Source organism: Prochlorococcus sp. MIT2304 (genome assembly GCF_059772405.1).
This window is the reverse complement of sequence record NZ_CM186286.1, coordinates 535,024-560,028: the sequence shown is the minus strand read 5'-3', so window position 1 is coordinate 560,028 and position 25,005 is coordinate 535,024. Positions and strand designations below refer to the sequence as shown.

General features: G+C 35.1%; 34 protein-coding genes and 1 pseudogene. 18 read left to right on the top strand and 17 right to left on the bottom strand.

The window, feature by feature from the left end; translation table 11 throughout:
* Positions 1–13 precede the first annotated feature (13 nt).
* Together AC6EIY_RS03435 and AC6EIY_RS03430 are read right to left on the bottom strand one after the other, a co-directional pair.
* Positions 14–157, bottom strand: a complete 144-nt coding sequence (locus tag AC6EIY_RS03435; protein WP_498507613.1) for a hypothetical protein — start codon at positions 155–157, stop codon at positions 14–16.
* A gap of 190 nt (positions 158–347) precedes the next feature.
* Positions 348–533 (bottom strand): hypothetical protein, encoded by a 186-nt coding sequence (locus AC6EIY_RS03430; RefSeq protein ID WP_498507612.1) that lies wholly within the window; start codon positions 531–533, stop codon positions 348–350.
* A gap of 284 nt (positions 534–817) precedes the next feature.
* Here AC6EIY_RS03430 and AC6EIY_RS03425 point away from each other — a divergent pair, with 284 nt between their 5' ends.
* From AC6EIY_RS03425 to AC6EIY_RS03405, 5 genes are all read left to right on the top strand, one after another.
* Complete coding sequence (locus AC6EIY_RS03425) at positions 818–979, top strand: hypothetical protein (protein WP_498507611.1); 162 nt, start codon at positions 818–820, stop codon at positions 977–979.
* Between the two features lie 306 nt (positions 980–1,285).
* Complete coding sequence (locus tag AC6EIY_RS03420) at positions 1,286–1,495, top strand: hypothetical protein (protein ID WP_498507609.1); 210 nt, start codon at positions 1,286–1,288, stop codon at positions 1,493–1,495.
* A 1-nt stretch (position 1,496) separates the two neighbouring features.
* Positions 1,497–1,652 carry a hypothetical protein gene (locus tag AC6EIY_RS03415; RefSeq protein WP_498507608.1) on the top strand — a complete coding sequence of 52 codons (156 nt, stop codon included), beginning with the start codon at positions 1,497–1,499 and terminating at the stop codon, positions 1,650–1,652.
* 723 nt (positions 1,653–2,375) lie between these two features.
* The gene (locus AC6EIY_RS03410) at positions 2,376–2,564 is read left to right on the top strand and encodes a hypothetical protein (protein ID WP_498507607.1); all 189 of its coding nucleotides are present in this window, start codon (positions 2,376–2,378) and stop codon (positions 2,562–2,564) included.
* The gene (locus AC6EIY_RS03405) at positions 2,565–2,732 is read left to right on the top strand and encodes a hypothetical protein (RefSeq protein WP_498507606.1); all 168 of its coding nucleotides are present in this window, start codon (positions 2,565–2,567) and stop codon (positions 2,730–2,732) included.
* A 934-nt stretch (positions 2,733–3,666) separates the two neighbouring features.
* Here AC6EIY_RS03405 and AC6EIY_RS03400 read toward each other — a convergent pair.
* Together AC6EIY_RS03400 and AC6EIY_RS03395 are read right to left on the bottom strand one after the other, a co-directional pair.
* Entirely contained in the window at positions 3,667–3,831 is a 165-nt protein-coding gene (locus tag AC6EIY_RS03400) for a hypothetical protein (RefSeq protein ID WP_498507605.1), read from the bottom strand.
* 198 nt (positions 3,832–4,029) lie between these two features.
* Positions 4,030–4,158, bottom strand: coding sequence for a hypothetical protein (locus tag AC6EIY_RS03395; RefSeq protein ID WP_498507604.1), 129 nt, complete (start codon positions 4,156–4,158; stop codon positions 4,030–4,032).
* A 271-nt stretch (positions 4,159–4,429) separates the two neighbouring features.
* On the opposite strand from AC6EIY_RS03395, the gene AC6EIY_RS03390 reads away from it, so the two are divergent.
* Positions 4,430–4,600, top strand: a complete 171-nt coding sequence (locus AC6EIY_RS03390; RefSeq protein WP_498461871.1) for a hypothetical protein — start codon at positions 4,430–4,432, stop codon at positions 4,598–4,600.
* Positions 4,601–4,652: 52 nt separating this feature from the next.
* On the opposite strand, the gene AC6EIY_RS03385 is transcribed toward AC6EIY_RS03390, so the two are convergent.
* Positions 4,653–4,778 (bottom strand): hypothetical protein, encoded by a 126-nt coding sequence (locus tag AC6EIY_RS03385; protein WP_498507603.1) that lies wholly within the window; start codon positions 4,776–4,778, stop codon positions 4,653–4,655.
* A 274-nt stretch (positions 4,779–5,052) separates the two neighbouring features.
* Between AC6EIY_RS03385 and AC6EIY_RS03380 the strand changes: the two genes are divergently transcribed.
* A complete protein-coding gene (locus AC6EIY_RS03380) occupies positions 5,053–5,340 on the top strand; it encodes a hypothetical protein (RefSeq protein ID WP_498507596.1) in 288 nt (95 codons plus the stop codon).
* Between the two features lie 633 nt (positions 5,341–5,973).
* Here the strand turns inward: AC6EIY_RS03380 and AC6EIY_RS03375 are convergent.
* From AC6EIY_RS03375 to AC6EIY_RS03355, 5 genes are all read right to left on the bottom strand, one after another.
* Positions 5,974–6,285 (bottom strand): DUF3104 domain-containing protein, encoded by a 312-nt coding sequence (locus AC6EIY_RS03375; RefSeq protein ID WP_498508144.1) that lies wholly within the window; start codon positions 6,283–6,285, stop codon positions 5,974–5,976.
* Between the two features lie 413 nt (positions 6,286–6,698).
* Positions 6,699–6,848: a hypothetical protein gene (locus AC6EIY_RS03370; protein ID WP_498507602.1), complete on the bottom strand. Its 150-nt coding sequence runs from the start codon at positions 6,846–6,848 to the stop codon at positions 6,699–6,701.
* 81 nt (positions 6,849–6,929) lie between these two features.
* A complete protein-coding gene (locus AC6EIY_RS03365; protein WP_498507601.1) occupies positions 6,930–7,226 on the bottom strand; it encodes a DUF1330 domain-containing protein in 297 nt (98 codons plus the stop codon).
* Between the two features lie 205 nt (positions 7,227–7,431).
* Positions 7,432–7,869, bottom strand: coding sequence for a hypothetical protein (locus tag AC6EIY_RS03360; protein ID WP_498507599.1), 438 nt, complete (start codon positions 7,867–7,869; stop codon positions 7,432–7,434).
* Positions 7,870–8,259: 390 nt separating this feature from the next.
* The gene (locus AC6EIY_RS03355; RefSeq protein WP_498507598.1) at positions 8,260–8,640 is read right to left on the bottom strand and encodes a DUF1330 domain-containing protein; all 381 of its coding nucleotides are present in this window, start codon (positions 8,638–8,640) and stop codon (positions 8,260–8,262) included.
* A gap of 146 nt (positions 8,641–8,786) precedes the next feature.
* On the opposite strand from AC6EIY_RS03355, the gene AC6EIY_RS03350 reads away from it, so the two are divergent.
* Positions 8,787–9,134: a hypothetical protein gene (locus AC6EIY_RS03350; protein WP_498507597.1), complete on the top strand. Its 348-nt coding sequence runs from the start codon at positions 8,787–8,789 to the stop codon at positions 9,132–9,134.
* Between the two features lie 852 nt (positions 9,135–9,986).
* Here AC6EIY_RS03350 and AC6EIY_RS03345 read toward each other — a convergent pair.
* Positions 9,987–10,274 (bottom strand): hypothetical protein, encoded by a 288-nt coding sequence (locus AC6EIY_RS03345; protein WP_498507596.1) that lies wholly within the window; start codon positions 10,272–10,274, stop codon positions 9,987–9,989.
* Between the two features lie 178 nt (positions 10,275–10,452).
* A complete protein-coding gene (locus AC6EIY_RS03340; RefSeq protein WP_498507595.1) occupies positions 10,453–11,034 on the bottom strand; it encodes a S41 family peptidase in 582 nt (193 codons plus the stop codon).
* A 697-nt stretch (positions 11,035–11,731) separates the two neighbouring features.
* On the opposite strand from AC6EIY_RS03340, the gene AC6EIY_RS03335 reads away from it, so the two are divergent.
* The 7 genes from AC6EIY_RS03335 to AC6EIY_RS03305 all read left to right on the top strand — a co-directional run bounded on the left by AC6EIY_RS03335 (position 11,732) and on the right by AC6EIY_RS03305 (position 14,933).
* The gene (locus tag AC6EIY_RS03335) at positions 11,732–11,857 is read left to right on the top strand and encodes a DUF2905 domain-containing protein (RefSeq protein WP_498507594.1); all 126 of its coding nucleotides are present in this window, start codon (positions 11,732–11,734) and stop codon (positions 11,855–11,857) included.
* Positions 11,858–12,039: 182 nt separating this feature from the next.
* Positions 12,040–12,165, top strand: a complete 126-nt coding sequence (locus tag AC6EIY_RS03330; RefSeq protein ID WP_498507592.1) for a hypothetical protein — start codon at positions 12,040–12,042, stop codon at positions 12,163–12,165.
* Between the two features lie 131 nt (positions 12,166–12,296).
* Complete coding sequence (locus AC6EIY_RS03325) at positions 12,297–12,569, top strand: OsmC family protein (protein WP_498507591.1); 273 nt, start codon at positions 12,297–12,299, stop codon at positions 12,567–12,569.
* A 13-nt stretch (positions 12,570–12,582) separates the two neighbouring features.
* On the top strand, positions 12,583–13,101 hold the full coding sequence (locus tag AC6EIY_RS03320) for a hemagglutinin (RefSeq protein WP_498507590.1): 519 nt from the start codon (positions 12,583–12,585) through the stop codon (positions 13,099–13,101).
* Between the two features lie 18 nt (positions 13,102–13,119).
* The gene (locus AC6EIY_RS03315; RefSeq protein WP_498507589.1) at positions 13,120–13,305 is read left to right on the top strand and encodes a hypothetical protein; all 186 of its coding nucleotides are present in this window, start codon (positions 13,120–13,122) and stop codon (positions 13,303–13,305) included.
* A 430-nt stretch (positions 13,306–13,735) separates the two neighbouring features.
* Positions 13,736–14,170, top strand: coding sequence for a cupin domain-containing protein (locus AC6EIY_RS03310; protein WP_498507588.1), 435 nt, complete (start codon positions 13,736–13,738; stop codon positions 14,168–14,170).
* Between the two features lie 625 nt (positions 14,171–14,795).
* Positions 14,796–14,933: a hypothetical protein gene (locus tag AC6EIY_RS03305; protein WP_498507587.1), complete on the top strand. Its 138-nt coding sequence runs from the start codon at positions 14,796–14,798 to the stop codon at positions 14,931–14,933.
* A gap of 14 nt (positions 14,934–14,947) precedes the next feature.
* Here AC6EIY_RS03305 and AC6EIY_RS03300 read toward each other — a convergent pair whose 3' ends face one another.
* Positions 14,948–15,187, bottom strand: a complete 240-nt coding sequence (locus AC6EIY_RS03300) for a hypothetical protein (protein WP_498507586.1) — start codon at positions 15,185–15,187, stop codon at positions 14,948–14,950.
* 591 nt (positions 15,188–15,778) lie between these two features.
* Here AC6EIY_RS03300 and AC6EIY_RS03295 point away from each other — a divergent pair.
* Positions 15,779–15,981, top strand: a pseudogene (locus tag AC6EIY_RS03295) (DUF1651 domain-containing protein).
* Positions 15,982–15,995: 14 nt separating this feature from the next.
* Here AC6EIY_RS03295 and AC6EIY_RS03290 read toward each other — a convergent pair.
* The 4 genes from AC6EIY_RS03290 to clpS form a co-directional block, all read right to left on the bottom strand.
* A complete protein-coding gene (locus tag AC6EIY_RS03290; RefSeq protein ID WP_498507585.1) occupies positions 15,996–16,139 on the bottom strand; it encodes a hypothetical protein in 144 nt (47 codons plus the stop codon).
* 403 nt (positions 16,140–16,542) lie between these two features.
* A complete protein-coding gene (locus AC6EIY_RS03285) occupies positions 16,543–16,731 on the bottom strand; it encodes a hypothetical protein (RefSeq protein ID WP_498507584.1) in 189 nt (62 codons plus the stop codon).
* Positions 16,732–16,777: 46 nt separating this feature from the next.
* Complete coding sequence (locus AC6EIY_RS03280; protein ID WP_498507583.1) at positions 16,778–17,002, bottom strand: hypothetical protein; 225 nt, start codon at positions 17,000–17,002, stop codon at positions 16,778–16,780.
* Positions 17,003–17,279: 277 nt separating this feature from the next.
* On the bottom strand, positions 17,280–17,576 hold the full coding sequence (clpS, locus tag AC6EIY_RS03275) for an ATP-dependent Clp protease adapter ClpS (RefSeq protein WP_498508143.1): 297 nt from the start codon (positions 17,574–17,576) through the stop codon (positions 17,280–17,282).
* Between the two features lie 227 nt (positions 17,577–17,803).
* Between clpS and def the strand changes: the two genes are divergently transcribed.
* The gene (def, locus tag AC6EIY_RS03270) at positions 17,804–18,337 is read left to right on the top strand and encodes a peptide deformylase (protein WP_498507582.1); all 534 of its coding nucleotides are present in this window, start codon (positions 17,804–17,806) and stop codon (positions 18,335–18,337) included.
* Positions 18,338–18,793: 456 nt separating this feature from the next.
* Positions 18,794–24,955 carry a DUF4214 domain-containing protein gene (locus AC6EIY_RS03265; protein WP_498507581.1) on the top strand — a complete coding sequence of 2,054 codons (6,162 nt, stop codon included), beginning with the start codon at positions 18,794–18,796 and terminating at the stop codon, positions 24,953–24,955.
* Positions 24,956–25,005 lie beyond the last annotated feature (50 nt).

Here is a 25,005-nt window from a genome sequence, read left to right as displayed (position 1 = left end):
AGGTTTGATAAATTTAAGGCTGAGCAATACTTACTTTTGGATTGTCAAAAGGATCATCTGTTAACACTGCTAAACAAATCCTTTTTGGAGTCTCAATTTGTTCATGGTGGTGACAACTTTCCAAGCAATAAAAGTATCTATCTTGAGCAGATTTCATTAATTTAGATTAAATGAATCGAAATCTTATCTTATGAATTACTATTTCTAGGTTGAACCTTTACTTAATTAATATTTGTGTTCTTAAAACATATTCTTTGGTATCAAATTGTCAACTAAACAGGAAGAAAGATTACAGTAAATATACCTATTCTCTTGAATCTCAGTGGTAAAGATAAGAATTATTTTACTTAGTTTATTGAAGCTTGATAAGCTAAGACATTGATTCCACCACCTCTATCATCGTCATCGTCATCGTCTTTCTTTAGTAATTTAGAAACTAATTCAAAATATAAAAAAGGAAGCAAAGGACTAAAACATAATAGAAGCAAATGAAAAACGGAGAAGCTTTCTTGTAATGCTTGAATTTGACCCATCAATAAATGAAAAAGACGGATTAAGGTAAATTAATTAAATAAAAAATAATAGATCGGCTTACTCGTAAGTATTTATATTCATTAGTCTGGCTCTTGAATAATGGCTCCAATACAATTGATCTAAATCAATTTCTAAAAGATTTATCTATACAAAAAAATAGTCATCAATCCATTATTTGTTACATTTTAAAAATCATTTAAATACATATTAATTACATATCTCTTATTTCTACTACCAAAAAGCTTTTACTAAATTAGCTTCTTTCTAATTATTTTATTGATTTATGATTATTGCTTCATTAGTTGGAACACCTGCTCCGACGGCAGTATTGGCAGGTGTTCTTTCGATAGCACTTTTTGCGATTGTAGGAGTAATAGTTGGTCCTAATTTTGATGGTGTAAATGCTCCAGCGATTGGGAAAAGCCAGCCCAAAAAAGATGATTAATCTAAAAAATTAATTAACTAAATTCTAAATGTTTACATAATAAGGTATTTAAAATTTATTAATTATGTATATTTTGATATGTTCTTTTCAAATTTAAAGTGGCTCTTAATCTAATCATATTTATAATTAAATTAATAAAGCATTTTTAGTTCTCTCTAGCCCATAGGGAGGACTTTTTTCTGAATATAAATAACTTGACTTTCTATTCAATTAGCATTTGTAAGATAGAATTGGATTATAAGTCACATTGAAATATGTATTTTTAGTCTGTCTCATCAACCTTTAACTACTTCATATATTTTTAAAATGATTATTTTAGAGAAAGTTAAATTATTATTTATGGGTTTTACTGGAAACGAACTAACAAAGGCTGCTGATTTTTTACATATTGAATCAAGTACAGGTTTATTCGTACTGTTTTTATTTTTAAGTGCATTGCTAGCCTTTTTTACCTTAACTTTTACTTATTTATTTATTGACACCCCTTTAACATCAAAAATTATTGCAAAGAGATGATATGAAATCAGTCTCTGAAGAACTTAAAAAACTCAGATTAATGGCAGAAAAATCATTAATAAAAACTGATGAACTAGATAAAGTACTTGCTCAAGTTGAGGCTACTCTTGTACGAACTGAAGCCCGAAAAGTTTCAGATAAAAACAAAAGTGCTTAATTAATAATCAACGCACTCTATCGAAAAGCTCTCCTCAGCCTTGCGGTTAACTAGATCATATAGAAAAACGTAGTAATAGAAAAACGCTTCAAGTTAGTTAATATGTGACCAAAAAAAGAATCATATTTTATTTTTTTGATTTTATAAATTGGATACTTTGTTTTTATAGCGTCTTGATTTTTTTTTCCTTAATGGATTTGCATAGCTTGTATCTATTGATTTTAGTTCCATTAGCTGTTGTTAAATTTATTTTGTTTTTTAATAAGGTCATATGGTTATCCCAAGATCAACTCACAAGGGAAAGAAAAAAGCTTGAAAAGATTTTTATATCAAAAAGTGCTATGACCACCTCATAAAAAACTTGTGAACTCTTCCGTTCAGATATTCATTTATTTAGATGCTTTAGCTTTTTTAGTGCTGTTGGCAATGTTTTTTCTTTTGTTTAAAAGTACTAAGTGGTTTCAACGTTCTCGATCTTTATCAAAAAAAAGATGACTAAGTCTGCGATAAATACGCCTATTTCTAAATGAAACTCTAACTACAAATTCTCATCGCTAAAATTTTTTAAAGATTTACTGCAATGACCACTTCTTGACATCTTTCGGAATAACACAGCATATAAAAGTCCCCTAGATAACCATCCATTTGATACATAGAATTGTTTAAAAAATTATTTCTCGGAAACTAATTTTTAGGCATAAATAAAAAAGAGGTTACTTTCTTATGGAATCGCAACTAAGGAAAAGTATTCTATTCGATGTACTTGATGGAATCCCTCCTACAGGAAATGAAAGTAAAGCCATGATGAATTATAGAAAAGAAATTGAACAAAGTAATTTAACCTTGGAGGAAGAAGCGATGAGTCTAGGAATAAGTAGGGATGTAATTGAGTTCACTGAGGATTTCAGATAGATGTCTAGACAATCTCCTACAGAAGTTGAACTTCTTGAAATATGTGACTACTTAGAAAAAGTTTTAAGAGATGGATCTAGAAACTCTATAACCTCAGTACTTGAATTGCTCAGTAGAGATGATTGCCCATATACACCATTGCTTAAGGCAAAAGGAATTATTCAGTAGGACAAAGTAAATCAAACTCATCAATCTCTATATCTAGCCATAACTTTCATATCTATTAGCGCTGTTTTTGTATATATTGCCCAGATGAATAACTTCAGTGGAAACAATATTGTGATATAAAGCCCTGCTATCAAGAATGTAATGAATGTCATTCATTTATAAAAATGCTAAAAAAGTCAATAAAGACACACCATACACTTGCGTCAATTCAACAGTTAGCAGAGAATATAAAGTACTTGGTGAGTCGTCAAAACAACCACGACTAATAGATTTATGGCTTTTATTTCAAAAACAATTAGAAAAAGAATTTTAAAATTAATTAGCAGATTTGATGTCCCAAAGATTCCACCTCACATGATTAACCAATTAGGAGTAAGAAAGAAGTAACGTCTACCAAGTAGAGTTTAAAATATTCATCTTTAAGTAAAAAATAATCATTATGGTCTGCTTGACTTTGGTAGGTTTGAAAAATGAAATTTATTTTAATTTTGCTTCAACATCCCAATCAATTGCAATGATAGTGTAATGATAGGAGCTCTCTTGTCATTCGCAGGTGTTGGCTTGTTGATTTTAATTCATAGTAAAAGAATGTTCCATGGACTTAGCAAACTAATTTACTTTTTTGGCAATCAGATACTTTTATCTCGAAGATTGTTTTCTACAAAATATATAGAAGAATATAAAGCTTTGACAATCAACTTTATATAAAGCAAACAGACATCACCCACAAAGAACTCTCTCTAACAGAGCAAAAAGAGAGGCTAGAATAATCCTAAAAATCAAAGTTTGAGAGCTGTTGTAGCTTTTTGTCTATCTATTTATTCACTAAATCGGATATATGCTTATCTGAATTGGGTGATAAAGGTTAGAGGTGTAAATAAAAAAAAGGGAGCTAATTGCCCCCTAGCTTTAACTTTCAGCAATGGATTCTCAATCAATAATCCTTCCCTGCGACTTCTTCACGAGCTTGTTTTTGCCTTTCTTCAAAAGCAGAACGCCTATAGGAAACAAGCATTCCATTTTGCGTCGCGGCAAGTTGAGCGGCGTGAAGCCTTTCTGCTTTCTTAATACGCTTTTTAGTTAAAGCTAGGTTGTTCATAACCCTTATCTGTTAATGGAAATCCCGTTCCCTATTTCCATGTCATGCGTCCAGTTATAACCAGACGAACGTATGGCATACCATAACAAATAAAATTAAAAAGTTAAAGTCATTACAAAGATTTTCTAGCTGTTTTAGATCATGTCGACATGGTTGAATGATTCAACATGCGAGGAAGATTTCCTTTAAGGAATTCTCTTACTTGTAAACCCAATTGGCTTTAATAATTTTTGAGAATGGATTGCAATCCTGTGCTTGCCACATTGCCTCTTGTTTATTGTTGGCAATGATGGTTTCTTCGTGTGCCTTTCCTTTTGAATTAACCATTTTGACTGCAAATCTCATAGTAGATAATGGATAGACATTTTATACCTACTTAGTAGGAAGAACTAATTATTGGCAAGTTCGCTTTTTACAAATTCAATGAAAAAAAAGCATGAAGAAGGGGGCGAGATTTTGGTCGCCCCCTTTGAGACAGGCACTTATTTTTTCTACCTGCGTTCCCTGTCTCCTAATCTATTTTTAAACCCTGTTGGAACAGGTTAGAATAAGAAAAACACCTGTCTTATAATGGAGAAACTATAAAAGGAATATTGTCGTGAGTAGAAAAAGAGACAAAATTTGGACTGCCATCATTGCAACCAAGCAATGGTTCAGCAAATTATTCACCAGCGAAGCAGATGCTTTGGTTGATGACTTTGGTAATAATCCACCACCAGATATAGGGACTCAACCTTATTCAGGTGAGGATAATAAAAAAGGAGATTAACTATTTGGCTTTTTTCAGAAGGTATTGTTCTATTAAAAAGGAGAGCATAAGTTTATTTAACAGCTGCTCCATTTTGTTTTTGATTAACTAAAGATGCGAATCCGATACAAGCAAACGCAAGCAAGCCTAAAACCAAAAAGGATTTAGCGAGAACAATTTCTGAAATCTCAAGAGTCATTTTTTAATTAAGATTTATAGATATGTTGTGATTTAATTCCTTTATTGAAAAGTACGAATTAGACATATAGTAGTAAGTAAAGAAGATACCAAGAATATTATTCGCAACGCCTAATGTATCAGAATTAATTTTTTGAACGACAAAAAAGATTAACATAGCAATCTATCGGTATACCCAACTATTTAGTAGTAGTAACTGATCTTGGTTGTAGAGGCCGTATCAAATTCTTCGGTTTGCAACATTTTAAATTCCAAGTAGTCGAGTCAAAGTAAATATGTCCTTTGAAATAAATGTAATGTACTCCTCTTTATTTGACGCCTTATTCGCTGATTCTTTCTTCTCTCCTATTAGAACGGTTTATGTTGTCTCTGATAGTCAGCTAGAAGAAATCAAGCGTAAGCAACATCAAGAAGAGCTAGACAAAATTGAAACCTCTCGTAAGAGGTTGGAAGAGAGTTATCAAGCTCGAGTAAAGGTTCTTGATGATAGAGAGCATGAGCTACAAGAAGAGATCAAAGCTCTTGCTCCTGCCGAGAAAAAGAAAGAAAAAGTTGCTGCTTAATAAGTAGCTTGTGGACATTGTGTAATTATTGATTTGTAGTTAGCCTCTTTCCTTTCAAGAAGGGTAGAGGCTTTTTAATTGTCTGAATGATCTATTTAAGCATCAACAATTCGCCCCCCTCGAGAGCATTTAATGATTCATTGATTTTCTTTGATTGCTAAGTAACGAGCGTAAAAATCAAACAAAGTTGAACAATTAATTCACCAAGGTCAAAATTGGATTTTTTATCGTTACCGTTTGAGAAGAAGTTATTTATTTTCGATCTTTAAACAAAGTCGTTTCCATCACCCATTTGCCAAAGTGAAACTCCACCGGAAATGAGCATTATTCCAAACAGTATTGAGTGATAGGGAGTGAACAAATCAATGACCAATTTGTATAAACTTAACTAATTTTCCCAACACTTGTTGTAGCAAAAGTATGACATCGATACTAGAAAACCGTCTTCTTTGGGAGGGTTTGCCAGACTATGTAGTTACTCAAAGCTTTTAATCAAGATTAAAGATGGTTAAACCTGGTAAGTAGAAAATATAAAAATGAACACACCTTTGTTTACCAAAAGGCAGACGAAATAAATTTTTTATGAGTTAAAGAGTTAGGGACAGGATTTCGACAACTGTCCCCCTTCTCTGACTAGAGCTTGAACGCAACACAGCCTTGAACCCAGTTACTCGCTCTCGCTGTTACAAACATAATGGCGAATACTTTAAAACTGAAGTTCGGTTGAGGTAGGGTTTCCAATCTTTGCTTAACTTCTTGTTCGTATGCGGCGACTATTTCTCCTACTTCCTCCCCATGCACAAATTTAATTTCACCTGTATGGACATTTGCGACTTGAAAAAGTGTGAGAGAAAGTGTATCTATTGCACCTCTAACAAATGAGAGAACTTTGCAAATTTCATCTTCACCAACTAAAACGGTATCTCTGAATTTGACTTGAGAAATAAAGTCTCTTATTCTTTTAGTGAATCATTCGTTGTTATCAAAAGAATTTGTAAGGCAACTACAATCTGACTTTCTGCCCACTTGTTTTCTTTGAGTAATGAGTCGGCAAGATCTTTCATAGATTCCAAAACATCTTCAATATTTCCAATTCTTTTTGAGAATTAACTGAATTTTTTCCCATAACAGAAATTCACAATCCTTAATTACTTAGTACCAGTCACTCGAAGTGCTGTATTTCATACATACAAAAAAAATGAGGGCAGTTAGCTTCCTAAAAAATCGACTGTCAATCGAGCTTTTGAATCTACCAATCGGGATACTCTCCTTGAACTGGTTCCTCGTAGAAATCACCTTTTTTGATACCAGCAAGATATTCAATTAAAAATTCTGGCTGGTTTACTTGGTCTTCCAACTTAAGCGTCAGTTTCTTTTACTTGCTTAGTTTTTGTTTCTTGGTTTGTTTTGTCTTTTGAATAAGAGCAGCCCCCTTCACCCAAACCCCATGCAAGGGATGGACTTCCAATCACTGAAAGAGCAAAAACTAATGAAATAACCTTTTTCACTATGTACTTGTAAATAGCTTCAATATTTTAAATGCATTTTCTTCTGTCCGTTACGTCCAGTCAAATCAAGCTGAACTCTTATTAATGAGTTACTTCGCCATCGATGATAGTGATATTGGTATTTATTGAATTAGCCCAACGTAATTTGCTTAGTTCTTGATATTCCGAACTATTAAAAGCATCAATTGCAGCTTGCTTTGAGGGGAACTCAATTATGACTCCTAGTTTTCCACCCTTTCCCTCAACAGTTTCGGCTTCCATGTCTTTAGCAAAAACAGAACCACCAACAGATTCCACCCAAGGCTGAAAGGCTTCAACATATTCAGCAAAAGCTGGATTAGTAACCGTAGTTGTGACAATCCAAAAACCCTTAGCCATGAAACAGAAAATAACTCAAAAGAGTTTCACATACTCCATCTACTTTGTATATGTATATTTGAGAATCCTTTAAATTCCCTTAATTTATCTGACTTTTGGGTTTAGCTTTGATCTCATCCCTGACACATATCCACCACAAACAGCTGTGTCAGGCAAAAGTTATAAAAAGAAAAGACAGGACGGGAAAACTTTTTTTACTGAATATTTAATAACTAATTTTAGAGTTACTAGCTAAAAATTCAATATATTTTTTCAATGTATAGCCATGACAATCGCAAGGGTGCTTAGCTTGTAGACCTAAAGCGTCATCTTGACCTCTAAATCTTCGACAATTACAAACAAGATCAATATTTGTTCCAGATTCATACTCTTTCACTCTTGCTTCAAGCCACTTTTTAGCTGCTTTTGGAATATTTCCATCCTCATGCCAACTCTGCCAAACCAAATTATCAAACATTTTAATTCCCTCTTCTCTTACAACTCCATCGATTCTATCGAAGGGGTTTCTTACAGGACATTTTGGTTTATTTATAAAGAATCTCTTCGGTGATTTTGTACCATGGCTCCATGAACGCTTCTCCATGGAGCCAAACACCTCTATTTGGTCAAAATATTTCTTTGGATGGACTTCAGGTTCACTCATGATTGAGAGACTAGCGAATCGTTAGCCCTCAATATTCTCCATATTTTTATTTCGATTATGTAGTTGTAATTAGCTGTGGCTGGTGATACTGTTCCCAAATTGTCGGCCCTAAAGGGAGAGTAAGCACCCTCCATTATTTACGGTTACACGATTAAAGCTGTTCGTTTTTTTATAGTTTTAATTATCTGATGAAATTAGAACACTCTTATATGGACTATGAGAGATCTCTCTCTTGGCATATTGCTTCATTACTTCTAGATGCTTGTAAGCCTTCCTATGAAAAGTGAGAAGCAGTTGCTCCAAACAATCAATATGTTGGTTGCTTGACTCTCGTCGAAATCAAACGGCCTATTAGAGAACACATGAAAAAGGGGCATCTAGGCCACTTTTTTATTGCTTTCCCTCTGTGATACGAAAGTTCCAATCTGTATGTGGAGCTCGAATTGCTTTTAATCTTTGATACTCCTCAGATTCATAGCATTTGATAGCTGCATCCTTACCCTTTGGATGTCTTGCAATAACAGTTAGAGGACCACCATCTCCTTTTTTATTTCCTTCTCGAATATCTGTACTTCGATCAAGCACTAGGGTAGTAAATCCACATTCTTTTGAGAATTTATTAATGCTTTGGAAATACTCTTTAGCTGCCTCTCTGTTTTTTGTCGTTCCTGTAATGACTGCATAACCCGCAGTTCCAGATTTGGGAAGTTGTGAACCTACTATTAGACCTATCGCAGCAGTAGCAATTCCAACAATCGCAGTTGTTTTCATATTGAATTTTAATAGAATCTCTGTGAGGTTAACTGATACCTAGTTAACTGCCTAACCAATTATTGTTCTTGTTACTCAGAAGGTACTAGAAGGCTATCTAATTATAAAGAGATATGAGCTAGCCATTGATTTAAAAAAATGCTTATATGTCAAAGTTAGAACTAACAATTACTGCTACATCGACAAAAGATTTTTATTTAATGAATTTTAAAAAAGCACTAAATCTCAACAACTATGAATGGTGGAGAAACCATAGAAGAGTAGTCACTTTTGGTGGATTCTTAATTCTATTCGGATGTTGGGTCAATCCTGTCATTCAAGAATCAAGGAATAAGAATTCGTGTATTCGTACTTATTCAGAGCTATATACCGTGCCTGAAGTTCTTGAAAAATTTAATGCTAAACAATTAGAAGAATTTGGACTTGATACAAAGGATTTTGCCAAGGCTTTGGCATATCAAACTTGTACGAGTCAAAAGGCTATTGGAAAATAAATGAAAATAAAACAATCCTAAAAGCTGTTGGATCTCTCCACTTGTTATTGGGCGCAGTTCTAAAAAAAAATGTTGATTTTTTCTGTTAATACCATTTATCCCTTAGTCTCATCAAAAACATTGTTATTCGTGAGAGCTTTGCTGACGTTGTTAAGGTCAGTCAAAAACAAAATCAAATCTTTGCCTATAAATGTTTTTGAAAAGGTTATCTAAAAAGTGGTTTTCAACTGCTTTTTTCTTGTTGTTGTTAATTCTGCAAAGGTCGCAATTTTCCTTTTTTGGAATGGTGAAGGGAGTGAATAGTCTCATAAAGACCTCCTCTTGCTACATCTTTGGTCTACTCCTCCTATTTGTGAAAAGATAGTGGGAAAGCCCTACCTCAACCCAACATAAGATATGTGGACTTATTATTGTTCTAGTTAGTTGTCGATGGCATGAAACGGAAGCATCATCAAGCTAGATCGGGGGGCGGTAGTCAAAATCCCAGTTCTCACCTCGCTAATTCATTAAAAGTTCGTTAGGGCTGCACTTTTTGTAAAAAAAAACCATTAGTTAACTCTCTACAGTGAAGGATTTTTTTTGCCTTTCCTTCAAAAACAAATGACTGTTTCGCCAACGGTAACGATAAAAAATCCAATTTTGACCTTGGTGAATTAATTGTTCAACTTTGTTTGATTTTTACGCTCGTTACTTAGCAATCAAAGAAAATCAATGAATCATTAAATGCTCTCGAGGGGGGCGAATTGTTGATGCTTAAATAGATCATTCAGACAATTAAAAAGCCTCTACCCTTCTTGAAAGGAAAGAGGCTAACTACAAATCAATAATTACACAATGTCCACAAGCTACTTATTAAGCAGCAACTTTTTCTTTCTTTTTCTCGGCAGGAGCAAGAGCTTTGATCTCTTCTTGTAGCTCATGCTCTCTATCATCAAGAACCTTTACTCGAGCTTGATAACTCTCTTCCAACCTCTTACGAGAGGTTTCAATTTTGTCTAGCTCTTCTTGATGTTGCTTACGCTTGATTTCTTCTAGCTGACTATCAGAGACAACATAAACCGTTCTAATAGGAGAGAAGAAAGAATCAGCGAATAAGGCGTCAAATAAAGAGGAGTACATTACATTTATTTCAAAGGACATATTTACTTTGACTCGACTACTTGGAATTTAAAATGTTGCAAACCGAAGAATTTGATACGGCCTCTACAACCAAGATCAGTTACTACTACTAAATAGTTGGGTATACCGATAGATTGCTAATAAGTCTTAAACAAAACTCTTTTCTATTAATTAGTGAAAAATGACGTTGGTAATAGAATTAGATTTGATTATTAGGGAATAATTCTTTTTTTGGCTCAACAGGGTAATTTCTTTGTGGATTCATTGGCTGTAGATCCCTTGGAAAACCATACTTAAAAAAATCTCTTATGTTTAATTGATCGAAAGTTTCACTTTCAGGAATAACAAATGTATCTCGAATCAAGTTCACCTCAATTTTTTTTCTTTTACCTTTTTCGTTAGTTCTACCAATGACTAATTTAATTGGCTTATCTTTAGGACCTTTGATTAATTTAATTGCCTCCTTTAAACCCATTCCTTTGGTTGACTTTCCATTTATCTTTAGGATTACATCACCTGTTTCCATATCGGCATCACTGGCAGGAGAGCTTTTAATAACTGATTGTATTGTTAATTCAGCTGTATCACTATTCAGAAAAAGCATTATACCAATACCAGTCATTTCTCTTTTGATACTTGGATTTTTACCCCGGTTAGTCATTACGCAACCAGAGTAATCTCTAGCTTCTAGGCAACGTTTGTGAATCTCTTCTGAGACTTCAGCCTTTACAGTGATCGATAATACAAAAGCAGAAACAAGGGGAAGTAGTAAGTGTTTCATTCTTGAATGTTCCCTACACTAAATTCAAGCTATATGCGCTATCAATTTCTAATGTATCCCGTTCATTTATTTATAGCTACTCCTATTTTCAAAAGCTCTCTGAAATTTAAATATGACTCGTTAAAAATGAAAGTACGGAATATCTTTCAGACGAGGAGGCTTAGAGGAGCAAATACCAAATTGCATGCACTCAAGCACATCATCATCATATTTGGGCTTGGAAGTAGAAAACAACTCATGATTCATGAAAGATCCTTTGACATTCTTTAGTAGATGATTAAATGGATTTCCACAAGACATAATGAATCCTCCTAAAAATGTTGGGGAGGCATTCCATCCAATATGACTTTGAATGCCTTCCCCTCTACTATCAGAACCGAGTCTTAAAATAAAAGTTCTGATAATTCTTTTCTAATCAAAATGATCTAAAAATCAAATCAGTATAAATTACTGTTTTATCATGAATTTTTTCCGGGAGGCATTGAAACCCTCCCTAAAGCCTGAGCCAGTAATCAAAGTGTAGGCAGATCCCCTGGCAAATGTTTAATTGAAAGCGTCATAACTGAAAAGGTTGCTATCACCCAAGTATTAGTACAGTTGGGTTAATTAATAACTAATAATGCAAAGGATACTAATTACCCTTGGACTTGTAATCGCTTCGATTGGCGTTCTATATCTCTATTAAAAACAAATAGGGTTGGGAAGATTACCTAGGGATATCATTCTTAGAGGTGAGAACTCAACTTTCTATTTCTCAGTCGTTAGCTGTATTGCCATTAGCCTGCTTCTTACAGTCATTCTTAATTTGTTCCGATCGTCCTAACAACTGTCATGTCTAAAGATGCTAATTAAAATCAATCTTTTTCCATAACCAAACTGATTAATAGGGAGTAATACTTGAGTAATAACCGAGGTATCTAAATAAGAAAAAGTCAAGTAGAACAATGGTATCCGATTAGGAGGCTTATGAAACTAAAAACTCCGTTATCTATCATCAAAAATGCGTTGAGTGATATTCAAGTGATGCATGATTTCAATTACGAAATTCCTACTGAAACAAGAGAAGAGTTTTGGGGAAATGAATGTGATCTACACCCAACCAACTCAACCTGTAAGACATATGAAGTGTAAACAAAATCATTTGTACATATCTTGGTGATTTAAAAACAGAGTCACTTCATCAACAATCTGGTTCAGTCTTACGAACTGATGCTCCCCTAGATCATGAAGGGAAAGGACGAGATTTCTGTCCTACAGATCTTGTGGCGACAGCATTAGGGACTTGTCTACTAACAGTGATGGGTATCAAAGCGAAAAAGGAAAGATGGTCATTAGATGGTCTAAAACTAGAAGTTCAAAAACGTATGTCTAAGCTTGGTCCCAGGAAAATCGATACTTTGATTATTAATATTTTTACCCCATCAAATCTGACCACTGATCAATTAAATGGATTAAAAAAAGAAATAAAAGATTGCCCTGTATTGAGAAATATAGAAAGTTCGACAAACATTAATCTTCTATGGACACAACAGTAAAGGAGGATTTGAAATGCGTTTAAATTTTTTCCCTACTCACGTTTTCCGTGAGACACCTCAAGTATCGTTCTTCGATGCGGGGGTAAAAGGATCCAATGGATCTGATGTCGTAATTCATCACGGCAATGCAATCTCACCACCAGATGATGGATATTTTGAACAATATTACGTACATCGACATCAGATTGATCACAATTTAGTAATTGAAGGTAGTCGTATTTTTACTTTGATCAATCCTGAATGGGATGAACCACATCACATCATTTTTTTAAACCGCGCCATGGGAGCGCTTCAAATTCCTATCGGTACATATCATCGATCAATCTCTAATAAAGAAGGAAGTATTGTTCTAAACCAAGCCGTAAGAGATGAAAAATTTAATCCTGAAAATGAATTTATACCTGTTAGTTTAAGAGAAAGGAAAGATCTGCAAATAGCTCAAAAGAAAGATCCTGTTTACTGGATTTGGGAAAAAGATCAAATCAAAAGGATTAAGTTTGAGCATATTCAATCTAGAGAAAAAATTTCTTGATCGGATTAAAATTCTGCTATGACAAATAAGAAGCTACCACCACACATAGTTCTTCAAGAATCGAAAGAAGTGATTTTCTACTTGGAAAACCCATTGCCTTCGGAAATTACAATTCCTACATGGATGAAATCTTTCCCTGATGATTACAAAGGAATGATTATGACAAATGCCTGCTTGTTTAAAAGATTAAAGGATCAATCGTAAATCGGAATTAAATGTCTGATATACAAGGCTGGAAAGACAAAAAATAGTTACTTATAATGTCCATTGAACTCAAAGATTTGATAATTGGGATGTTCAACAAAATTGCGTTCAAAGAATGAGAAACATGTTCTAATTACTGAGTCTTATTAATTAACAACGAAGGTAGCAACTCTGATCGTCTTTAAGATCAGCAATACTTGAGGCGGAAACAGGAGTTTTAGGCAACTAATGGAAGGGAAAACAGATGTAGAAGCTTCTGGTCACATTATTGGTAGTGAAGAATTTTCAAATTGGATGGCATAAAAATACATTAATTTAACGGTTGACGGCCGATTGCTATCAGAATCAGATTACTGACTTAGGTCAGTCTTTTATATGATGCCTGCTTGAACAAGATCAGCTATAACGAGCTGCTATTTACACATCTTTAATGCGCCGTTTTTTTCTTCTTCTTGCACTAACAGCTGGAATTTCTATCCTAATAGTTTCTTGTAGTCCAAAGGAGCAAACATCCCTTGAACCTGTGATAGTAGAAACCCTTATTAGTGCATCTGAATCGTGGAATGGAGATTCATTTAGCTACCCAAAAAGCCAAGCAGAAATGAAACTTGAAAAAATAACTGCACAACCAGGTTTTAAAACACCTCTTCATTTACATCCACAACCTGGGATTATTTATGTACAAAAAGGAACTCTTTATTGTGAAACTAGTGACGGACAATCATTGACTGTGGAGGTCGGTGAAAGCTTCGCTTCATCCCAAGACACTGCTCATTTTTGCCAAAACATTTCCAATGAAGAGATGGTGGTTTTTAGTGTCTCAGCAGGATCAAAAGGTAAGAAAACAACTGTACCGACTCGATGAATAAACTCTTTCTGATTAAATAAAGAAGGTTTACAGCCGATTGCTATTGGGACAATCAGGACTGACTTAGTTCAGTCCTTTTTTATTGGTTGACCGTTATATAAAAAAGGAATCCTGCAAGAAAAGTTAGCTATTCACCAATGACGTAAGCAATTATCTTTCCAAATCTTGAGCCAGGAAGTTTCTGGATTATTTGCAATGCTTCAATTCTTGATAAGATTAGGGCTGTTAAAACCGGTCAGCCAAGAGCTCATAAATTATTTGATGGTCTATGCCAATATAAGATTTTTACCAGAGAGGACTGATTTTAGAAGAAGAATGAATCCTATAAATTCTCTCAAAAATGGTTACTAAATATTTGGTTCTATACATTGAAGGTACCAATAAACAAAATGGGAAGGATAAAAAATGAATTATCTTTTTTTAAACTATTTGAAGTAAGAAAAAGATATCTGGTTAAGCTAAGGCGTCTATCATTTAGAGAGTTGGCTCCAGAAAATAAAAAGTAACTTGGTGATCTGCTAAATCCTCAGTGATTAAAACTAACAAAGACTTAAATAAAGTCTAACTATTTCCTCTTGTTGGAAATTGTCGTTGGGTCTCCTTAGAGGAATATAAGAAAATAATGATCAATAGTAACCATATCCCCCCTGCCAAAAAGAAAATAGGAGCATCATTAAACGACTCAACAGAAAAAATGCTTCTTGCAGTTGGTATTAAGCCAATAGATACAAAGGTGATTCCTGAAAGGTATGCAAGTTGAGATTTAGTCACGATTTAATCAGAAGTATTACTACCTGAGTCAATCTCAGCTGAACTTTCTGCACTTACTAGTTCCTTCTTCTCTTCTATTGACTCATCGTTTGGAGCTGACTCTGGATTTGCAACCTCCTTTCTTTTGACAGAAGTATCATTAGAAACTTCTTTTACTCTTTTAATTCCAAAATCATCCTTACCAATAACAAAGAATGCTATGCCTAAGATAAAAAAAGCTGCAATGGCTATTAATGGAAACATGTAATTTATAATTATGAATTATATATATATATATTGATTTTGTATTTCCTTACTCGCGAGGATTTAAATATTTATATTGATGTTCATTCGAAAGGCATATTAATTACTTTCATTACAATTCTATGTTAAAAAAATAGCGGAAATGCATCAATGAGTAAGTCAGAGTTTTCATCACATAACTAATTTGAGCTTAGAGTCAATATTCAACCCACTTAGAGCAGGCATATAAACTAAATACTTTTAAGACTCATTGCATAAATAATTAACTTTCTTAGGGCTACTAACTTGTCAATTCTAAAAATACTATGAAATAGTTTTTTCAATTCAAATCAATTAGAAATTGATTTACTTATTGCTATTTTTTACTTCCTCTTAAAAAAAGGAATATGTTATATCTGATTTTACGCTACACCTAATAGTAATGAAAGTACCATTGAAATGATTATTTTTATCTCTGATTCGTATTCCCTTGTTTAACTTTTATTATCAGAATTTTATTTTCAATCAGACTTCAATTATATAAATCGTTTAATCAGAGAATAATTACCAATTACGACAGGCTGGATAGTCTCTCCGAGAAGAGACTTATGTATGTTTTTAATTTGTGATCCGAAATCACTCATGAGTTATCCAAACGTGATGACTCAACTTTGGCACTGTACAGAGAACGAATACCTGCCAAATTGAAAAATACAAGAAGATTGGAATATAAAAATGCACTAGAAACATGGCATAAGCTTCAATCGGAAGGTTGGCAATTAATAGAACGTCAAATCAATGATGCTGCTGCCTAATTCTTCACTTTCATTTATTCCACCAATACTTTTTGGCTTACTTGTCTGCAAAATTCATTTCTAGACTTTGCTGCTTTTTCGGCATCTTCAAATTTATCTACATGAACAATTTCTTTGATATCCATCCCTCCAATGAAACAAGAAACCTCGACTTTCATTGTTGACCTCCTCCTAGTTAGGAATAAAGGGTTCATTTTTAAGAATTATCTATATGAAAACTTATTTAATAATCTCAAGCAATAGTAAAAAAATTGGATCTTTCAGGTCAAACACATTGGAGGAGAATCACTGTATGTTTATAGAGATGAAGATAACATTGAGGAATGTCCTCCAGAGAAAGATTAGCTTCTTATTGATACCGATAAAAATCAATGAACAAGCTCGCAAAGATCACAACCAATAGGTCTCCCAGCTGCAATTGGTTTAGGACTCGCATGGGTAGGCGTTCAGATCATGAGAGACGAAGCAAAACTTGCAACTAGAGAAATGGAGTTACGGCTTCAACTTGATGCAAAAGCTATTAAAGGTTTATAACTTGGTCTTACTTGGCTCAGTCTTTTTTTATCTTTTGTTCTTTCTGCTTTCTCTAGCATTTGAATCGTTTTCTAATGTTGTATTAATCAAACCTTGGAAATCGCCAAAGGCAGAAGCAATACCAAACATCACGATAAAACTTAAACCAGCAACAATCGTCACAATCCAAGTACCTGTTCCCATATTGAGTGGTACTGCAAATAAAGGACTAGGCATTCAAAAATAAATTGCTAATAAACTCACCCTAAAGTGTTTTGGATATTTAACGGTTCCTTCTGTAAATAAAGAAATAAACAATCCAAAATACATTCAAGTAAATCAAGAAAACTGCTATTGGGTTTAAACCCGCCACCGAAGCAAATTTCCATCCTAAAGGAACTGCGGCAAAAATTATCCCATAGCCAAGAATGCGAGAGAAAAATCCCCAGCTTTGGAAGTACCAAGACAGGACAAATCCAATGAGAACTAAAACTGCGAATATTGCCATCTATTTTCTTTCCTTTTTTATATCGTAATTAAATTTGGTAGAAGCTTTGTTGCCTTGCCAACTAAGAGTACCTTGATACATTTCCTCAACTTGTAAATATCTAATTACCTCATTCGACATTGGATCAGGTCAAGGTGCTTCAATTATTTCCTCTTGAGGAATTGGTTCGACATGATCTGCTTGAGCTGCAAGAGGGCAAATAAACAAAAAAGACAAAGAACAGAAGAAAATAAGTTTTTCATTGTTTTTCTAAGAAGCTCTATGTGGATGAGAAATTTTATGTTTTTTCAATTGGTGCCATTGTTAATCCTTTGCTGACCAGCTGATGATGATATAGCTCTGCCTGTTCAAGGGGGCCTCTCCAAACTTCCGCAGAACCTTCCCTATCTACTTCGACAGCAAGTTCCCATGATCTTTTTTTACTCATTCCTGGGATAATTATCACAAGACAATTTGCTACATGTTCAAACGAATTAAAATTGTCATCAAGAACTATTATCCTTGCTTCTGGATACTTTCTTTTTGTTGTTTTTGGATCCAACACTGTAGTTGTTGAATCAGTAATTTGATCCATAAAAATGTGGGCCAATTAACCCAAGATAGGTCCACTGTCAACTGAGCTTTGAATCTACCAATTTGGAGACCTCTCTTAGAATGGTTCTTCATGAAATCACCCTTTTCAATGTCTCAAAAATATTCAAATAAAATGGTGGGTATTCTGTTGGGTCAGTCATTTTTGAAACCAATGCCGTTCTCCTGCGTTGGGTCGATGTAAGCTATTAATGACATTTTGATTGGTATATGGGGATTCGGAATGTTCTTCGAATTGGGGATCCAGCATTGCGCACATGCGCGGCAGAGGTGCCTGATGCCTGGTTCGGCAGTCAACGTCTACAGCAGATAATAGACGATCTTTTTGATACAAAATCTTATTGTTCTGGAGCAGGTCTAGCGTCACCGCAGATCAATGAACCATGGAGGATTTTCGTGATCGGCATGAGCCATAACCCTCGATACCCCGATGCAGATCCTTTGCCAGAACGTGTACTGATCAATCCTGTCATCAAATCAATTGGAAATGATTTAATCTCTGGTTGGGAGGGTTGCCTTAGTGTGCCTGGTTTGCGCGGTCAGGTGAAGCGGTGGAAACGTATTAAGATAAAATGGCAAGATCGAGAAGGTGCTTTCCACTCAGAAGAGTTTCAAGATTTTCAAGCACGAGTCGCTCAACATGAAAATGATCACTTGGATGGTGTACTGTTTCCTGACCGTCTTATCAGTCCACTAGATTTTGGATTTACGGAAGAGCTTCAGGCTCATGGACGCATTCCATAAGCCTCAATTTTTTAGCTTTAGTAAATGTGCAAGTAGAAAATGTTTCATCCAATTCCACTCAAAGCAATACAATTCCCTTCTTTCTATTCTCTCTTCAGATGTTCCTTCAATGCCAATATAAGTCTTGAATGCTTTAAGAATTAATGAGTTCTTTTCTTTTTTATCGAGTTTTTGATAAATGCATTAAGTACCAGATGTAAAAGAGAGTATTTATATTTTTCGTCTGGACTTCTGGAAATAAATAATATATCAGCCATGATTATTGATCTTCTCAATGTCCTTCGAATTTTAGTTCTCTACCAGACGTAGTGATTTCTATATGAACGAACAGGCGATGAATCAGAAGAAAACTTTTAAGCTATTTAAGCTAAATCATTTTGAAGTGTAAATATAATCTGCAGTTAGGCTAGAAATTTAGATAAAATAAAAAAATTATTTTTATTTCAGCAATAGGACTTGTCATCTTATTATTCAAATATAAATACAAGCTTTAATGATCTAGATGAATGGACGATAACAGGAGTAAATGGCACTCCTGAATATTCCATATCAAATACTTCATGGAATGGTAATGCTTTAGAAGTTTACGCATGGAGCAGTCTTGGCGTCGTAACGGCAACTCATGCATTTGATGTCTACGTAGCAGGTACTTATACATTTAGTATTAATACATGGGCTTATCAAAATCCCAATTACTTCAACAGTCCCACTAGTTATGGGAGTTCCAATTCATTAAACATAAATGGGACTTATATTGATGGGATTGGAGCTGCTGCTCCTGTGGGAGATGTTTGGAACTTTCCATTGAGTGGATCTATTGAATTAGGGAAAGGCTCTCATGAGCTTCAAATACAGGTCTCCTCAGCTGGACCATTTGGACAGGGGCATCATAATTATTTCGATGATATTTCGATATCTCTTGCTACCCCAACTTATACCTTATCTGCATCTGCAAGTACGATTAATGAGGGAGATACATTAACGACAACTGTTGAGACAGCAAATGTTGCGCAAGGGACAACTCTTTATTGGGGTACTTATAGCGATGACATGTCGACTGGTGACTTTACATCAAGTTCACCTGTCAGCGGATCAGGAACAGTTGGAAGCGATGGGAAGTTCTCTTTCTCTCAGACACTGAAAAATGATTCATTAACTGAAGGAAGTGAATCATTTATTTTAAGGCTATTTACAGATTCATTAAAAACAAATCAAGTTGCTAGCGATGTCTCAGTCACAGTTCTAGATACTTCTACTGCTACCCCAACTTATATCTTATCTGCATCTGCAAGTACGATTAATGAGGGAGATACATTAACGACAACTGTTGAGACAGCAAATGTTGCGCAAGGGACAACTCTTTATTGGGGTACTTATAGCGATGACATGTCGACTGGTGACTTTACATCAAGTTCACCTGTCAGCGGATCAGGAACAGTTGGAAGCGATGGGAAGTTCTCTTTCTCTCAGACACTGAAAAATGATTCATTAACTGAAGGAAGTGAATCATTTATTTTAAGGCTATTTACAGATTCATTAAAAACAAATCAAGTTGCTAGCGATGTCTCAGTCACAGTTCTAGATACTTCTACTGCTACCCCAACTTATATCTTATCTGCATCTGCAAGTACGATTAATGAGGGAGATACATTAACGACAACTGTTGAGACAGCAAATGTTGCGCAAGGGACAACTCTTTATTGGGGTACTTATAGCGATGACATGTCGACTGGTGACTTTACATCAAGTTCACCTGTCAGCGGATCAGGAACAGTTGGAAGCGATGGGAAGTTCTCTTTCTCTCAGACACTGAAAAATGATTCATTAACTGAAGGAAGTGAATCATTTATTTTAAGGCTATTTACAGATTCATTAAAAACAAATCAAGTTGCTAGCGATGTCTCAGTCACAGTTCTAGATACTTCTACTGCTACCCCATCAGACGACTATACGGCTACGACAAGTACGAATGGTTTTGTTACTGTAGGTGGTTCAGCGACAGGGAGTATTGAAATTGCTGGAGATCAAGATTGGTTTGCTGTCTCTTTAATAGCAGGAAATATTTATCACATTGATTTAGAAGGTAGTCCTACCTCTGCTGGTTCATTGGCAGATCCATATTTACGGGGACTTTATAATGCAAGCGGCACACTAATTTCTGGAACCACAGATGATGATAGTGGCACTAGTCGTAATGCTCAATTATCTTATACGGCTACAACGACTGGTACCCATTACATTGCTGCTGGTGCTTATTATGATTTAACTGGAACATATAATCTTTCTGTTACGCGGACTGGAAGCGCAGACGACTATACGGCTACGACAACTACAAATGGTTCTGTCACTGTAGGTGGTTCAGCGACAGGGAGTATTGAAATTGCTGGAGATCAAGATTGGTTTGCTGTCTCTTTAATAGCAGGAAATATTTATCGTATTGATTTACAAGGTAGTCCTACTTCTGCTGGTTCATTGGCAGATCCATATTTACGGGGACTTTATAATGCAAGCGGCACACTAATTTCTGGGACCACTGATGATGATAGTGGTAGTGGTTCTAATTCACAGCTTTTATATACAGCGGCGACAACTGGTACCCATTATATTGCTGCTGGTGGTTATAACAGTACTTATTACGATAATATTGGAACGTATAGGTTATCTGTTACGCAGACTGGAAGCGCAGACGACTATACGGCTACGACAAGTACGAATGGTTTTGTTACTGTAGGTGGTTCAGCGACAGGGAGTATTGAAATTGCTGGAGATCAAGATTGGTTTGCTGTCTCTTTAATAGCAGGAAATATTTATCACATTGATTTAGAAGGTAGTCCTACCTCTGCTGGTTCATTGGCAGATCCATATTTACGGGGACTTTATAATGCAAGCGGCACACTAATTTCTGGAACCACAGATGATGATAGTGGCACTAGTCGTAATGCTCAATTATCTTATACGGCTACAACGACTGGTACCCATTACATTGCTGCTGGTGCTTATTATGATTTAACTGGAACATATAATCTTTCTGTTACGCGGACTGGAAGCGCAGACGACTATACGGCTACGACAACTACAAATGGTTCTGTCACTGTAGGTGGTTCAGCGACAGGGAGTATTGAAATTGCTGGAGATCAAGATTGGTTTGCTGTCTCTTTAATAGCAGGAAATATTTATCGTATTGATTTACAAGGTAGTCCTACTTCTGCTGGTTCATTGGCAGATCCATATTTACGGGGACTTTATAATGCAAGCGGCACACTAATTTCTGGGACCACTGATGATGATAGTGGTAGTGGTTCTAATTCACAGCTTTTATATACAGCGGCGACAACTGGTACCCATTATATTGCTGCTGGTGGTTATAACAGTACTTATTACGATAATATTGGAACGTATAGGTTATCTGTTACGCAGACTGGAAGCGCAGACGACTATACGGCTACGACAAGTACGAATGGTTTTGTTACTGTAGGTGGTTCAGCGACAGGGAGTATTGAAATTGCTGGAGATCAAGATTGGTTTGCTGTCTCTTTAATAGCAGGAAATATTTATCACATTGATTTAGAAGGTAGTCCTACCTCTGCTGGTTCATTGGCAGATCCATATTTACGGGGACTTTATAATGCAAGCGGCACACTAATTTCTGGAACCACAGATGATGATAGTGGCACTAGTCGTAATGCTCAATTATCTTATACGGCTACAACGACTGGTACCCATTACATTGCTGCTGGTGCTTATTCAAATAATTATTATGGAGATATTGGATCCTATACACTTTCAATTAGACAAATAGGGGCTAGAGATGATTACTTGAGTAATATAAATACTACTGGGAAAATTTCAGTAGGTGAATCGATATCTGGCAAAATTGAAATAGAAGATGATGAAGATTGGTTTGCAGTATCACTCGTCTCCGGGAGTAGGTATGTTATCAATTTGGAAGGTGTTGATACTTTAGCTGGAAGTTTAGTAGATCCTTACTTAAGAGGACTGTATAACTCGAATGGGACATTAATTTCTGGAACCACTGATGATGATAATGGTAGTGGTTCTAATTCAAAACTTTTATTTACAGCTACTAGTAGTGGAAAATATTTCATCTCTGCAGGAGCCTATAGCAATCATACAGGTACTTATGAACTGTCACTATTTAAGGTTGGTGATGGAGATATAGGAGATGATTATATAGATACGATAAGTACGAATGGTTCTGTCACTGTAGGTGGTTCAGCGACAGGGAGTATTGAAATTGCTGGAGATCAGGATTGGTTTGCTGTCTCATTAACAGCAGGAAATATTTATCGCATTGATTTAGAGGGAAGTCCTACTTCTGCTGGTTCACTTAGTGATCCCTATTTAAGGGGACTGTATAACGCGAGTGGGACATTAATTACAGGTACATCTAATGATGATAATGGTCAAAATCGTAATGCTCAATTATCTTTTACAGCTACAACGACTGGAAAGCATTACATTGCTGCTGGTGCTTATGGAAATCAGATAGGCAGCTATAAGGTCTCTCTGAACGATGTAACACCAACTACGACTGAAGAATCAAATTTTGATATTTCTTTTTATATGGCAAACGGACATGAATATAGAGCTTATTTTGAGGCAGCTGCTGATTTCTGGCAAGAAGTAGTACTTAGTGAATTAGAAGATGTTTATATAGGTACTGTAAGTGGAATCAATATAGGAACAATAGATGATTTAATGATTTACTGTGCGGTGATTGAGAATGGAGGTCGTAGTGGACCTGTAGCAAGTGCTGGTTATCTTAGACGTCGAACAACAGGCAATGAATTGCCATACTTAGGAGTTGTATATTTAAATGAGGCTCATATTCAAGAACAGATCTCTCGGGGACAATTAACTGATGTCATTAAGCATGAAATTGGGCATGTATTGGGTATTAGTTCAGGAGGATTTCGTGATTTTGACTTAACTAATAACTCTAATTATGTAGGAGCAAATGGCCTCAGAGAATATAATAACTATACTGGTTTTCAAGCCTCTTCCGTTCCATTAGAAGACTCAGGTGGAGGAGGAACAGCTGGCTCACATTGGAGTAGATCTATATTTCAAAATGAGTTAATGGAAGGATGGGTAGCATCATCAATGCCATTAAGCAGGTTAACAATTGCCGCTCTCGATGATATTGGTTACGACGTTAATTATAATGCTGCAGAGAATGTAAATGTAAGTAATAGTCTAAATATAGATTTCTCAAGATCTACTGGATCTTTGGATATGATTGAGCATATTAATTCAAGTATTTGTTGTTGCTGTGGCTGTATAAATAATTCACAAGTTGAAATTGTCAATGCGGCTTCTTATGAGATTGGTCCCAATAACTTGTTGACCAAACTCATAAAAGTAGACATTGAAAATAATAATTCAATAACAAGTAATGATTTTTCTAACTTTGAGGGCCATCGCTATATTTCTCATGCAAATGAATCTTTAAATATTCTCTCAAGCCCAGAGAAAATAAAATTAGAGGGTGAAGTCACATGGGCCGATGAACAAAGAGTATTATTTTATGAAACAACTACTGGAACTAGAAAATTAGTTGAATTAGAAGGAGTTTTCTCAAAAAATAAACCTGCAAATATTCGTCAAGTTAAAGGAGATATTAGTAAGGTTTTATTTTATGATTCATCAAATACACTAATTGATGAATCTGATTTTTCAAGTAATCCAGTTGATGTAAAATTAAAAATGGAAAATTGGATTGACTATGACCTTAGTCAATCCAATTTGATTGAAAGCCGGGCTCAAATCTCTATAAATGATGTCATTAATAGTGGATTAGGTGACGATATTGTTATTGGAGGGACTGGAAATGATGATTTGAACGGTGATTTAGGTTCTGATACTGCAGTTTATTCTGGAAACCATTCAGACTATTTATTTACTCGTGGATCGAATTTACTATATATTGAAGATCAAAGAATAGGTCTTAAAGATGGAACTGACACTCTTAAAAATTTTGAATATATTCAGTTTTCAGATCAAACCGTAGAGGAATCAAAAGTAGACGTTGTAAAAACCTACAGAGGTAATTTTAGTGATTACAAGTTCTTTAACAAAGGTAATGGCATCTATCAAATCAAAACAGATTCTGGCTATGACGACATCACAGGTCTACCATTATTGACTTTTACCGGAGAGGCATTAACAAGTTCTTTTAGAGACATAAGTACCATTGTTGATATAAAAGGAACATTTGATCAAGTCACTGGTTTAAATACTGATGATGCAAAAATGTTCCGCCTCTATAACGCTGCCTTTAAGCGTCTTCCTGATCCTGATGGATTGAAGTATTGGATTGAGAAATATACTTCTGGCGAGAATGATGATCGTGCGGTAGCACAATCATTTCTTATCTCGGATGAATTTAAAGAACGGTATGGGACAAATGTTACTAATGCCAAGTATGTAGAAACTCTCTATGTCAATGTTCTTGGTAGGGACTATGACCAAGATGGTTACAACTATTGGCTTGGGAATTTAAATTCAGGGAAAGAGACTAGATACGAATTGCTTTTAGGTTTTGCAGAAGCAGACGAGAACAAAGCTCTCTTTACTGAAATGACTGGGTTGGTGTAAAAGCAAGTCAAAGATAGACATTCACATGAAAAGTTTTTTACTACCGACGA